At 69.1% G+C, this 11280-nt stretch carries 12 protein-coding genes and 6 tRNA genes; 10 read left to right on the top strand and 8 right to left on the bottom strand.

Annotated features, from left to right (window positions below):
• Window positions 1-47: 47 nt before the first annotated feature.
• From AOK23_RS02425 to AOK23_RS02405, 5 genes are all read right to left on the bottom strand, one after another.
• Window positions 48-119: transfer RNA gene (locus AOK23_RS02425), tRNA-Val, on the bottom strand.
• A gap of 35 nt (window positions 120-154) precedes the next feature.
• Window positions 155-226: transfer RNA gene (locus AOK23_RS02420), tRNA-Val, on the bottom strand.
• A 19-nt stretch (window positions 227-245) separates the two neighbouring features.
• Window positions 246-317 (bottom strand) — tRNA-Val (locus AOK23_RS02415).
• A gap of 1 nt (window position 318) precedes the next feature.
• Window positions 319-392, bottom strand: a tRNA-Cys gene (locus AOK23_RS02410).
• Between the two features lie 38 nt (window positions 393-430).
• Window positions 431-503 (bottom strand) — tRNA-Gly (locus tag AOK23_RS02405).
• Between the two features lie 156 nt (window positions 504-659).
• Between AOK23_RS02405 and AOK23_RS02400 the strand changes: the two genes are divergently transcribed.
• Genes AOK23_RS02400 through AOK23_RS02390 form a run of 3 tightly spaced genes read left to right on the top strand, consistent with a single transcriptional unit; the run spans window position 660 to window position 3399 of the window.
• Window positions 660-1703, top strand: coding sequence for a chorismate-binding protein (locus AOK23_RS02400; RefSeq protein ID WP_055711085.1), 1044 nt, complete (start codon window positions 660-662; stop codon window positions 1701-1703).
• Entirely contained in the window at window positions 1700-2521 is an 822-nt protein-coding gene (locus AOK23_RS02395; RefSeq protein ID WP_055711084.1) for an aminotransferase class IV, read from the top strand. Before AOK23_RS02400 ends, AOK23_RS02395 begins: the two co-directional genes overlap by 4 nt.
• A gap of 53 nt (window positions 2522-2574) precedes the next feature.
• The gene (locus tag AOK23_RS02390; RefSeq protein WP_055711083.1) at window positions 2575-3399 is read left to right on the top strand and encodes a GNAT family N-acetyltransferase; all 825 of its coding nucleotides are present in this window, start codon (window positions 2575-2577) and stop codon (window positions 3397-3399) included.
• A 124-nt stretch (window positions 3400-3523) separates the two neighbouring features.
• Here AOK23_RS02390 and AOK23_RS02385 read toward each other — a convergent pair whose 3' ends face one another.
• A complete protein-coding gene (locus AOK23_RS02385; RefSeq protein WP_055711082.1) occupies window positions 3524-4042 on the bottom strand; it encodes a DsbA family protein in 519 nt (172 codons plus the stop codon).
• A 239-nt stretch (window positions 4043-4281) separates the two neighbouring features.
• On the opposite strand from AOK23_RS02385, the gene AOK23_RS02380 reads away from it, so the two are divergent.
• Window positions 4282-4737 (top strand): hypothetical protein, encoded by a 456-nt coding sequence (locus tag AOK23_RS02380; RefSeq protein ID WP_055711086.1) that lies wholly within the window; start codon window positions 4282-4284, stop codon window positions 4735-4737.
• Between the two features lie 187 nt (window positions 4738-4924).
• Window positions 4925-5080: a hypothetical protein gene (locus AOK23_RS48330; RefSeq protein WP_167738881.1), complete on the top strand. Its 156-nt coding sequence runs from the start codon at window positions 4925-4927 to the stop codon at window positions 5078-5080.
• 100 nt (window positions 5081-5180) lie between these two features.
• Here AOK23_RS48330 and AOK23_RS02375 read toward each other — a convergent pair whose 3' ends face one another.
• Together AOK23_RS02375 and AOK23_RS02370 are read right to left on the bottom strand one after the other, a co-directional pair.
• The gene (locus tag AOK23_RS02375) at window positions 5181-5741 is read right to left on the bottom strand and encodes a CGNR zinc finger domain-containing protein (RefSeq protein WP_055711081.1); all 561 of its coding nucleotides are present in this window, start codon (window positions 5739-5741) and stop codon (window positions 5181-5183) included.
• 331 nt (window positions 5742-6072) lie between these two features.
• Window positions 6073-6486, bottom strand: a complete 414-nt coding sequence (locus AOK23_RS02370; RefSeq protein ID WP_004002642.1) for an SsgA family sporulation/cell division regulator — start codon at window positions 6484-6486, stop codon at window positions 6073-6075.
• A 191-nt stretch (window positions 6487-6677) separates the two neighbouring features.
• Between AOK23_RS02370 and AOK23_RS02365 the strand changes: the two genes are divergently transcribed.
• The 5 genes from AOK23_RS02365 (at window position 6678) to AOK23_RS02345 (ending at window position 11096) form a co-directional block, all read left to right on the top strand.
• Window positions 6678-7157 (top strand): TIGR02611 family protein, encoded by a 480-nt coding sequence (locus AOK23_RS02365; protein ID WP_055711080.1) that lies wholly within the window; start codon window positions 6678-6680, stop codon window positions 7155-7157.
• A 79-nt stretch (window positions 7158-7236) separates the two neighbouring features.
• A tRNA-Val gene (locus AOK23_RS02360) sits at window positions 7237-7311 on the top strand.
• Window positions 7312-7915: 604 nt separating this feature from the next.
• Window positions 7916-9205, top strand: coding sequence for an ABC transporter substrate-binding protein (locus AOK23_RS02355; RefSeq protein ID WP_055711079.1), 1290 nt, complete (start codon window positions 7916-7918; stop codon window positions 9203-9205).
• Window positions 9205-10203 (top strand): carbohydrate ABC transporter permease, encoded by a 999-nt coding sequence (locus AOK23_RS02350; protein WP_055711078.1) that lies wholly within the window; start codon window positions 9205-9207, stop codon window positions 10201-10203. Before AOK23_RS02355 ends, AOK23_RS02350 begins: the two co-directional genes overlap by 1 nt.
• Window positions 10203-11096: a carbohydrate ABC transporter permease gene (locus AOK23_RS02345; protein ID WP_055711077.1), complete on the top strand. Its 894-nt coding sequence runs from the start codon at window positions 10203-10205 to the stop codon at window positions 11094-11096. The genes AOK23_RS02350 and AOK23_RS02345 overlap by 1 nt, the downstream gene beginning before the upstream one ends.
• Window positions 11097-11280 lie beyond the last annotated feature (184 nt).

The raw sequence follows: 11280 nt of genomic DNA, 5'->3' as shown, positions 1-11280 counted from the left end.
ACACCTCGAAGCCCCCGACCGCAGAGACGGTCGGGGGCTTCGAGGTGTGGACGATACTGGGATTGAACCAGTGACCTCTTCCGTGTCAGGGAAGCGCTCTCCCGCTGAGCTAATCGTCCTCGGGATGTGATCCGAGGATCACGGTGATACCGCGTGCGCGATACTGGGATTGAACCAGTGACCTCTTCCGTGTCAGGGAAGCGCTCTCCCGCTGAGCTAATCGCGCGGGGGATCCGAAGATCCAGTGGACGATACTGGGATTGAACCAGTGACCTCTTCCGTGTCAGGGAAGCGCTCTCCCGCTGAGCTAATCGTCCTTGGAGGTGGAGACGGGATTTGAACCCGTGTAGACGGCTTTGCAGGCCGTTGCCTCGCCTCTCGGCCACTCCACCAGGAGTGAGGGGTTCGGGAAGATCCCCTTGTTCCTTCGAGCGGACGACGAGGCTCGAACTCGCGACCTCAACCTTGGCAAGGTTGCGCTCTACCAACTGAGCTACGTCCGCTTGTCGTTTCGGCCCGCTCTCGCGTCCCGGCGACGAGTTGAACTCTAGCGGATTCCGGGGCCAGCACAAAAACGCGTTTGTGCAGCGTGCTGCGGTGCGTCCTCTCCGCCACCCGGCCGGGGCCGCCCGGCGGGCGCCCGTCCTAGACTCGACTGCGTGTCCGACCTGCCTCCTCTCGCCCGCTTCGGCAACCTTGTCGCCTCCGGTCTCGCCGATGTGACCAGCGATCCCGCCGCTCTGGACTCGTCCGGTTTCTGGGCCGTCCGCGCCGATTTCGAGGGTGGCGTGGTGTGCGCGCGCTTCAGTGACGTACGGCACGAGCCGGTCCCGCGGCCGGTGCCGGGGCAGTGGCGCGGTCCGGCCGTCGGCGACTGGACGTCGTCGCTCGACCGCGCCGCGTACACGGCGGGTGTACGCCGCATCCGGGAGCACATAGCCGCCGGCGAGGTCTACCAGGCGAACCTCTGCCGGGTGCTGTCCGCGCCCGTCGCGCCGGACGCCGACGTGGACGCGCTGACCGCGCTGCTGGCCCGCGGCAACCCGGCACCCTTTGCCGGAACGATTCGCCTGCCTGGTCACGGTGTGGAGATAGCCACCGCGTCGCCCGAGCTGTTCCTGCGGGTCGACGGCCGGAGCGTCGAGTCCGGCCCGATCAAGGGGACCGGACGGACCGAGGCGGACCTCCTGGAGAAGGACTACGCCGAGAACGTGATGATCGTCGACCTCGTCCGCAACGACATCGGGCGGGTCTGCGCCACCGGTTCCGTGACCGTCCCGGACCTGTGCGTCGTCGAGAAGCACCCGGGGCTCGTCCACCTCGTCTCGACCGTGCGGGGCGAACTCGGCGCGGACGCCGGCTGGCCGGAGCTGCTCGCCGCGGCCTTCCCGCCCGGCTCGGTCACCGGCGCACCGAAGTCCAGCGCCCTGCGGATCATCGACGCGGTGGAGACGGCGCCCCGCGGCCCCTACTGCGGAGGCATCGGCTGGGTCGACGCCGACCGGGGCACGGGAGAGCTGGCCGTCGGCATCCGCACCTTCTGGATCGACCGGCCCTCGGGCGAGCTGCGGTTCGGCACCGGCGCCGGCATCACCTGGGGGTCGGACCCCGAGGCGGAGTGGCGGGAGACCGAGCTGAAGGCCGCCCGGCTGCTCGCGGTAGCGTCGGGAACGTACGAGGCGAGTGGGAGGACCCTTACGTGAAGATCTGGCTCGACGGCGGACTGCAGGACATCGACTCCGCCCGTGTCTCCGTCCTCGACCACGGGCTGACCGTGGGCGACGGCATCTTCGAGACCGTCAAGACCGTCGACGGGCGGCCGTTCGCGCTCACCCGCCATCTCGACCGGCTCACCCGCTCGGCGCGCGGCCTCGGGCTCCCCGAGCCCGACCACGACGAGGTGCGCCGCGCCTGCTCCGCCGTCCTCGACGCCAACCCGATGCCGCTCGGCCGGCTGCGCGTCACGTACACCGGCGGTGTCTCCCCGCTCGGCTCCGACCGCGGCGACCACGGCACCACCCTCGTCGTCGCCCTCGGCGAGACCTCTCGGCGCGCCGACTCCACCGCCGTGATCACCGTCCCGTGGACCCGCAACGAGCGCGGCGCCCTCACGGGCCTGAAGACCACCTCGTACGCGGAGAACGTCGTCGCGCTCGCCCGCGCCCACGAACAGGGCGCGAGTGAGGCCCTGTTCGCCAACACCGTCGGACGGCTCTGCGAAGGCACGGGCTCCAACGTCTTCGTCGTCCTCGACGGCGAGATCCACACCCCGCCGGTCGCCTCCGGCTGCCTCGCCGGCATCACCCGCGCGCTCGTCGTCGAATGGACCGGCGCCCGCGAGACGGACCTGCCGCTGGACGTCCTGGAGAGCGCCGACGAGATCTTCCTGACGTCGAGCCTGCGGGACGTGCAGGGCGTGCACCGCGTCGACGGCCGCGAACTGCCCGGCGCGCCCGGCCCGGTCACCGCCAAGGCCATGCTGATCTTCGACGAGCGGTCCGGGAACGACCTCGATCCGTAGAACCGGGCGATATTCGGCGGACATGGGGCGGTGAGGCGGGTAGAACACCCGTGATGACCACCACCCTGCGGCCCATCGAGCCGCTCCAGTACGCAGCCGACGGGTCCCGTTCGCGCCGCTACCAGGTGTGCGTGAACAGCCGCCCCGTCGGCGCCATACACCTCGGCACCCGCCCTGAGCCCAGCTCCTCGGCCGCCCGGATCCTGGACCTGCGGATCGACGAACCGGACCGTCGGCGTGGCCGGGCCACGGTGGCCGCGCTGGCTGCCGAGGAAGTCGCCCGCGGCTGGGGCTGCCGAAGGATCGAGGCGTCCGTCCCGGCCGGCGCGGAGCCCGCCCTGCGGCTCGCCGAGACCCTCGGCTACGTCCTGCGCAACCGCCACATGCGCAAGCCGCTCGACGGCGCCCCGCCCGAACTGCCGGAGGGCAGCCGGGCCCGCCCCATGACCGAGGCCGAGTTCGGCCCCTGGAAGGAGGCCGGGCTCGACGGCTACGCCCAGGACCTGGCCACCCACGGGGTGCCCGAGGCGGAGGCGTACGCGCGTGCCGCCGAGGGCTACGAACAGTGCCTGCCCCACGGACCGGCCTCCCCGAACAACGTGTGCAGCGTGCTGGAGCACGAGGGCACCAGGGTCGGCACCCTGTGGGTGTGGCTGACCGCCGACGCCGCGTGGGTCTACGACGTGGAGGCGGACGCCGCGCACCGGGGCAGGGGGCACGGCCGTTCGCTCATGCTGCTGGCCGAGGCCCAGGCAATGGCGGCCGGCCGCACCGTCCTCGTGCTCAACGTCTTCGCGGGGAACGTCCGCGCCGAATGCCTCTACGAGTCCCTCGGCTACGAGACGACCACCTACCACTTGTCCAAGCCACTGCTCTGAGGAGGCTGCGGGACGCGTGGCCGACGGCAGAGGGTGGCCCTCCACTGGGGGCGCGTGAGACGGCATGGACCGGGTCTTTGCCGGGCCGCCGGACGTGGCGCTCGTGGGCAGCGGTGCCGGGGTGTCAGGCGCTCTCGGCCAGCAGGCGGTCGGCGATCTCCTCGATGCGCTCGCGCAACCCTTCCTGGCTCTTGCCGCCGTCGAGGCGTTCGCCGCCGATGACGTACGTCGGGGTGCCGGTCACGCCGATCGCCTTGCCCTCGGCCTGGTCGGCGTCCACGATGAGGATGTGCCGGCCGTCGATCAGCGCGGTGTCGAACTCCTCGGCGTCCAGCCCCAGTTCACGGGCCGCCTCCACCAGGAACGGCTCACCGGCACGGTCCAGCTGCTCCACCCGGCCCAGTACGGCCTCGACGTACGGCCACGCCTGCCCCTGCTCCGCGGCCTCCTCGGCGGCCTGCGCGGCGGCGAAAGCGTGCTTGTGCTTCTCCAGCGGGAAGTGCCGCAGCCGGATGTCGAGCCGGTCGCCGTAGCGGGCCCGCAGCGCCCGGAGGTCGTCGAGGGCCTGACGGCAGTCGGGACACTGGAGTTCGCACCAGACATCCAGGACGACGGCCGACGGTACGGGGGAGGAGTCGCTCATGCGATCAGTCTTCCAGCCCGGGACCGCACCGGCCCAATCGGCCGTCCTCATGCCGGCTGCCCCACCCACTGCGCACCGGCCCGCCCGGCCCGGTGGGGCCGCCCTCGTCGGTGGCGACCCCGAGACGACCCGGAGATCTCCCTGAGGTCTCCCCGGACCATGGCATATCGGGCGCGGGGCGGTGCAGGATGGAAGGGACGGATCGATCCGCCCGACCGCGCTGCGCCTTGGAGGACCCGATGATTGCCGAGACAGTTTGCGCCGCCGTCTCAGCGGCCGGCCTGGGCCTCGCCGCGATCACGGCGTACCGGAAGCGGTTCCTCAGGGCGACGCGCATCGCCGCCTACGCGCTCGTGCCCATCGGCCTGGTGATGACCGGAGTCGTCGAGTGGGCGGCGGACACCGCGTTCAGCCCGACCGCGTGGGCCGGCTTCGGGGTGCTGGGCGCCTCCTGGTTCCTCTTCATGACCACACGCGCCGTGGAGCGGCGCCGGGGGGACACCGGCAAGGACCGCAAGGCGGCCAAGGCGTCCCGCGCGGAGGCGATAGCCCCGGCCGCCTCGGCACCCTCCTTGGGCGGTAGCGCCCGCCCGGCGGGCCGCCCCACCACCGGATCCCGGCCGACGAGCCCCGGCGCGTCCGCCGCGGACGACTTCAGCGACATCGAGGCGATCCTGAAGAAGCACGGCATCTGACCACACGTCCCGCATCAGCCGCCCTTCACCGGTACAGCACGGATCGGACTGAAACGACACAGTAGGTCGACCGGCGACGCCGAAGTGATCACGATCGCTCCGGAGGTTGTGGATATTGGCGAACTCTCCGTCATTCGGGGTCGGTTGATCGCGCGGAGGGCCCCCGCTGCGTCATCATCGCCGCGAGATGCTGGATACAACAGAACAGAGCGACACCACCGCCCCGCCCGAGGAGCGGCGAGGTTGTCTCTTCGCGCTTTCCCAGCCGCCGCTGATGATCTTCCTTGCGGTGATCGGCTGCCTGCTGCTCATGGCGTCACTGCACGACCTGCTGATGCTCTGAGCCGTAAACGGAGCCCCTGACGTCACCCGTCGAGGGCTCCGTAAGCCCCAGCAACACCCGCCACGGCCCGGCACCGCCACGGGTCGCCCCCGACGTCCCCTCAGCCCGCGGCTTCCTTGCGGCGCGCCCGGTACGCGGCCACGTGCAGGCGGTTACCGCACGTACGGCTGTCGCAGTAGCGGCGCGAGCGGTTGCGGGAGAGATCGACGAAGGCGCGCCGGCAGTCCGGGGCCTCACAGCGGCGCAGCCGCTCCTGTTCCCCCGCGACGACGAAGAAGGCGAGGGCCATGCCGCAGTCGGCCGCGAGATGGTCGGCGACGGACGCGCCGGGCGCGAAGTAGTGCACATGCCAGTCGTAGCCGTCGTGGTTCGTGAGCCGGGGCGTGGTGCCGGCCGCGGCGACGAGGTCGTTGATGACCGAGGCGGCCGAGCCGGGGTCCGGCGCCGAGAAGACCTCGGCGAACCTGCCGCGTACCTTGCGCACGGCGGCGAGGTCGAACTCCGACAGCGTGCCGACATCGCTGATGTCGTGCTCCTGTACGAAGGCGCCGAGCGACGCGACATCCGTGAGCCCGTCCGTCGCCGTGTCGTTCTCCGGTGCGGTGTTCACCAGATCCACCACGGTGTCGAGGGCACACCGGGTGTCGTGGGTGATCAACACGTTTCGCTCCCTGGCCTGCGAGGGTCGGGCAGCCGCCCGCCGATGCTGGCCGATGGTAACGGCTCCCCGCATCGGACGGACCGGACGGACCGGCCCAGAGCCCGGGAAACCGCGGGGGGCGTGGTCAGAGGGGATGCCGGTGCCGGAGTGATCGGAAGGGGTCCGCTCGGCGGTCGGACCGACCGCGCTCCGTCACCCGGCGCATACGGACGCCGCCGCGCGGAGACCCGCTGCGACGGCGTCGATCGGTCGGCCTGAGCCGTATGCGGTTGTCCTGGCCCGAGCCGTCTCCCCGAGTGGACGGCGCCGGGCGGCTCTGTGGGGTCTCGGTCTAGCTCTCCGCCAGGATGTGCGAGAGCTCCTGATCGAGGTCGAAGTGCCGATGTTCCGTGCCGGGTGGCACGGCGGCGTCTGTGCGCTTCAGGAAGGACTCCAGAGCCCGCGCCGGGGCTTCGAGCAGTGCCTCGCCCTCCGGAGAGCTCAGGGCGATGCAGACGACGCCCTGACCGTGACTGCGCGACGGCCAGACACGGACGTCGCCGGTGCCGGTGGGCCGGTGAAGGCCCTCGGCGAGGAGGTCGCGGGCGAACACCCATTCGACCGTTTCCTCGGCACCGGTGTGGAAGGTGGCGTGCACGGCGTAGGGATCGGCCGTGTCATACCGCAGTCCCGCGGGAACAGGCAGTGAGGACTCGCTCGACACAACGAGGCGCAGGTGCAGCTCGCAGCTGACCGTGGTGTTCATAAGCGCCAAGGCCTTTCGCTCAGTGTGCGCTCGGGGATTCGCACGTCGGCGAAATCGACATGCCACCTACGGTGCCGTTGTAAACCCCTCTGGGAGTTTTGCGTCGCTTTTGGTAGCTCATCCGGCCGAGTCCGACTTCGTCCGGTACGACCATTCCGGTGACCGGTTTCTCTCCGGTAGGGTTTGGCCGTATGGACACGGGGAGTAACGGAACGGGGGAGGTCGCGGTGGCGGCCGACGGATCGAACAGAGAGACGGACGTAGCGAACAGCGAGGCCGATGTGGCGAAGAAGGAAGCGCCGCTCGGATCTCGGGCGCCGGAATTCGTCAAGGCGCGCCGGATGCTGCACCTGAGCTGGCAGGTGGCTGTCTTCGTCATCGGGCTCGCGGTGGTCGTGGCCGGCGTGATCATGCTTCCCCTCCCGGGCCCCGGCTGGGTCGTGATCTTCGGCGGCATGGCGATCTGGGCGACCGAGTTCGTGTGGGCCCAGCTGGTGCTCCGCTGGACCAAGCGGAAGGTCACCGAGGCGACCCAGCGTGCCCTCGACCCCCGGGTCCGACGCCGGAACCTCATCCTGACGTCGATCGGCCTGGTGATCGTGGCCGTCCTCATGGGGGTCTACCTCTGGAAGTTCGGCTTCGAGATGCCCTGGAACATCAAGAACCAGTAGGCGCGGGCCGGACCGCCACCGGGCATCCGCACGGTGTCCGAGGCACCCCCTGACATGGGGTAATGTTCTTCCTGCGCCCGGGCGATTAGCTCAGTGGGAGAGCGCTTCGTTCACACCGAAGAGGTCACTGGTTCGAACCCAGTATCGCCCACCAGTCGAAACGACCTGGCCCACGGACTCCGTGGGCCAGGTCGTTTCGCGTGTGCGGAAAGTGCGCGCGTGACAGCTCGGCGGCGCGTGCCGATTGGTTCCAGGGGAGAAGGTCCCTCGGGGGTCAGGGGCCGAGGGGCGCGGGCCACAGGACGGGAGCCAGGGACCGGAGGCTGAGGGTCAGGGGAGCGGAGGCTGGATGCCCTGGACCGGCGACCCAACATTTGGCCATTTCCAGCCCCCCGGCGCCTCTCGCTCCCCTCACCGCCGCCCACCCAGCGGCCCTCACCCAGAGTCAGATCGCGCAGTCGGCGGGCCCCGAGCCGTCTCTCCCGGCGTGGCGGCACCTGACTCCTTTCGGCCTCTCTGCGGCTCCGGCCGACGGCCCGTCTCACGTTCGACGGGTCGGCCGTAACTCGCCGACCTGCACGTTTACTTGACGAGAGGTCACCCAAGCCGCCGCGCGGTCTCGCGCGGCGCCCCCTCCGCTTTCCATCAATTCCTGTCCGAATCATTGACGTCTCCTGAGGGTCTCCGTACCTTGTGCCAGCAAGCGCTTACTTGAAACGATTCATGAGGCGGACGCAGCGTCGCGGGGAGGCTCAACCATGCACCAGGACAAGAATGTTGAGAGGCGGACTGTCCTCAAGGCGGCCGGAGCCTCACTGGCCGTCGCGGGGCTCGGGGCGACGGCCACGGCCTGTGGCGGCGGCAGCGGGTCGGGGGACGGGACGGTGACGATCCGTTACGCCTGGTGGGGTGCCGAGGACCGGGCGGAGCGCATCAAGAAGACCATCGCGCTTTTCGAGAAGAAGTACCCGAAGATCAAGGTGAAGACCGACTTCCAGGTGTATCCGGACTTCTGGAAGAAGTTCAACACCCAGGCCTCCGGTGGAAATCCGCCGGACGTCTTCCAGAATGCCATCGGCTTTCTGCGGAAATACGATGCGAAGAATGTGCTGCTCGACCTCAACGCACAGGTCGAGGCGGGCAACCTCTCCCTGGACGGCTTCCGAGCGGGGCTGGAGAAGTTCGGCGAGGTCGACGGAAAGCTGCTCGGTGTCCCCGTCGGTTCCAACTCGATGGCCCTGGTGATCGACAAGCCCGTCTACACCAAGTCCGGGGTGAAGCCGGAACAGGGTTGGACCTGGGACGACTTCGACGCGGCGATGAAGAAGATCCGCGACAAGGCGGGACGGGCCGGCGACAGCGGCATGTACGGCGTCATGTACCTCTACGACCTCTACCTGCGCCAGAACGGCAAGGCGTTCTTCACCGAGGACGGCCTCGGCTTCACCGAGGCGGACCTCAAGGAGTGGTGGACGAAGGCGGAGAAGGGCATCAAGCAGGGCATCTACGCCGACCCCAAGAAGGTCGCCCAGACCAAGCCCAAGTCGGCGGTCGCCGCCGAACTCGCCGCCGGTGAGTTCACCTGGGACAACTTCACCGTCCGCTACACCTCCGAGGGCAAGAGCGAGTACGGTCTGGCCCCCATCCCGACCACCGACGGCAAGAAGACCGGCCAGTACCTCGGCTCCCTCATGCTCAGCGCGTCCAAGCGCACCCAGCACCCCAAGGAAGTCGCGCAGTTCATCAACTTCATGGTGCACGAGCCCGAGGTCGCCAAGATCATGGGCTACGACCGGGGCGTGCCCGCGACGCAGGCCCAGTACGACGCGTTCAAGCCGACCGACCCGGTCAACAAGGCCATCGCCGAGTACGAGGAGTCCCTTGTCGCGGCCGGCGTCCTGGAGCCCATCACCCCGCACCCGAACGGCGCGGACATCTGTGAGGCCGGGTTCATGCGCATCGCCGAGGAGCTCGCCCTGGGCAAGCGGTCGGTCGACGACGCCGTCAAGCAGTTCTTCACCGAGTCGAAGACGGCTCTCGGCAGCTGATGGGAACCGCCGTGACACACGCCCCTGCGATGGAGGACCTGACCCAGGACTCCGAGCCGCGGCACCGTCCGGCCAAGTCCCCCCGCCCCGCCGCACTCAAGCGGCGGGGCCGCCGGGAGACCCTGGCCGGCTACCTCTTCATGTCCCCGTGGATCGCCGGGTTCCTGCTGCTGACCGCGGGCCCGATGGTCGCCTCGCTCTACTTCGCCTTCACCGACTACAACCTGTTCGACGCGCCCCAGTGGATCGGCCTCGACAACTTCTCCGAGATGTTCGCCGATCCGCGCTGGCAGAACTCGGTGAAGGTGACGCTCTGGTACGTCGCCGTCGGCACGCCGATCAAGCTGATCGCCGCCCTCGGGGTGGCGCTGCTGCTCGCCCAGAAGCGGCGCGGTCAGGCCTTCTACCGGGCCGCCTTCTACGCGCCGTCGCTGATCGGCGCCAGCGTCTCCATCGCGATCGTGTGGAAGGCGATCTTCTCGGACGACGCCGTCGTGGACCGTACGCAGAAGCTGTTCGGGATCGACGTCGGCGGCTGGACCGGTGACCCGGACCTGATCATCTACAGCCTCGTGGCGCTCACCGTCTGGCAGTTCGGTGCCCCGATGGTGATCTTCCTCGCCGGTCTCAAGCAGGTCCCGCGCGAGCTGTACGAGGCGGCCGAGGTCGACGGGGCGGGGACGTTCCGGCGGTTCTGGAACATCACCCTGCCGATGATCTCCCCGGTCCTGTTCTTCAACGTCCTGCTGGAGACGATCCACTCCTTCCAGATCTTCAGCTCGGCGTACATCGTCGGCGGCGGTGCCGGCGGCAACGCCTGCGGTCCGGCCGACGGTTCGATGGTCTACACCTGTTATCTGTACGTCCAGGGCTTCGAGAACAGCCGGATGGGCCTGGCCTCCGCCATGGCCTGGGTGCTGCTGGTCGCGGTCGCCCTGGTGACGGCGGTGCTGTTCTGGTCCCAGAAGCGCTGGGTGCACTACGAGGAGGGTGCCTGATGAGTGCGCAGGCCACCGAGATCACCCCGGCGCCGACGGCGAAGGGCGGCGCCCTCCGGCGCAAGCTGCCCGGCTCCCTCGCCTGGCACATCGGGTCCCTGCTGATCCTCGCGGTGATCCTCTACCCGGTGATCTGGGTCGTGGGAGGCTCGTTCAAGAACAGTGACGACATCGTCGGCAGCCTGGACCTGTTCCCGAGCGACCCGATCATCTCCAACTACACACGGCTCTCCGAGGGCATCGCCGACATCCCCATCTCCACGTTCTTCCTGAACTCGCTCACGCTCGCCGTGGGCTCGGTGATCGGGATCCTCGTGTCCTGCTCGCTGACCGCGTACGCCTTCGCGAAGATCAAGTTCGCGGGCCGGAACCTGCTGTTCACGCTGATGATCGGCACGCTCCTGCTGCCGTACCACGTGCTGCTCATCCCGCAGTACGTGCTGTTCCGCAACATGGACATGATCAACACCAACACCCCGCTGCTGCTGCCGAAGTACCTGGCCACGGAGGCGTTCTTCGTCTTCCTGATGGTGCAGTTCATGCGGAACCTGCCCAGGGAACTCGACGAGGCGGCCCGGCTCGACGGCTGCGGGCACTTCCGGATCTACTGGTCGATCGTGCTGCCGCTGTCCCGGCCCGCGCTCATCACCAGTGCGATCTTCACCTTCATCAATGCCTGGAACGACTTCATGGGCCCGCTGATCTATCTGAACGACCCCGAGAAGTACACCGTCTCGCTCGGTCTGAAGATGTTCGTGGACCAGGACGCCGTGGCCAACTACGGCGGCATGATCGCGATGTCGCTGGTGGCCCTGCTGCCGGTGCTCGCCTTCTTCCTCGCCTTCCAGCGCTATCTGATCGACGGCATGGCCACGTCCGGCCTGAAGGGCTGAGGTGAACCGATCATGGACCGGGCCCGGGCGAAGGCCGCCAAGCCCCGTGGGGAGTCCCCGCTCGCCGAACGGTTCGCGCTGTTCGCCGAGTGTCTGCTCACCGGGGTGTGGATCGCGGTGGCCGCGCTGCCGCTCGTGACGTACCCCGCCGCGTTCGCCGCCGGGTCCCGGCATCTCCGCCGCC

It is taken from the genome of Streptomyces torulosus, from assembly GCF_001419765.1.
In the GTDB taxonomy this organism is placed as follows: Bacteria; Actinomycetota; Actinomycetes; order Streptomycetales; family Streptomycetaceae; genus Streptomyces; species Streptomyces torulosus.
Note: the sequence above shows the minus strand (reverse complement) of the source record. Positions and strands in the feature narration are given on the sequence as shown.

Bases quoted from the DNA above. Each gene is read 5' to 3' on its own strand.
- AOK23_RS02390 (WP_055711083.1), top strand. From the start codon at position 2,575: ATGACCACCACCCTGCGGCCCATCGAGCCGCTCCAGTACGCAGCCGAC.
- AOK23_RS02385 (WP_055711082.1), bottom strand. From the start codon at position 4,042: ATGAGCGACTCCTCCCCCGTACCGTCGGCCGTCGTCCTGGATGTCTGG.
- AOK23_RS02380 (WP_055711086.1), top strand. From the start codon at position 4,282: ATGATTGCCGAGACAGTTTGCGCCGCCGTCTCAGCGGCCGGCCTGGGC.
- AOK23_RS48330 (WP_167738881.1), top strand. From the start codon at position 4,925: ATGCTGGATACAACAGAACAGAGCGACACCACCGCCCCGCCCGAGGAG.
- AOK23_RS02370 (WP_004002642.1), bottom strand. From the start codon at position 6,486: ATGAACACCACGGTCAGCTGCGAGCTGCACCTGCGCCTCGTTGTGTCG.
- AOK23_RS02365 (WP_055711080.1), top strand. From the start codon at position 6,678: ATGGACACGGGGAGTAACGGAACGGGGGAGGTCGCGGTGGCGGCCGAC.
- AOK23_RS02355 (WP_055711079.1), top strand. From the start codon at position 7,916: ATGCACCAGGACAAGAATGTTGAGAGGCGGACTGTCCTCAAGGCGGCC.
- AOK23_RS02350 (WP_055711078.1), top strand. From the start codon at position 9,205: ATGGGAACCGCCGTGACACACGCCCCTGCGATGGAGGACCTGACCCAG.
- AOK23_RS02345 (WP_055711077.1), top strand. From the start codon at position 10,203: ATGAGTGCGCAGGCCACCGAGATCACCCCGGCGCCGACGGCGAAGGGC.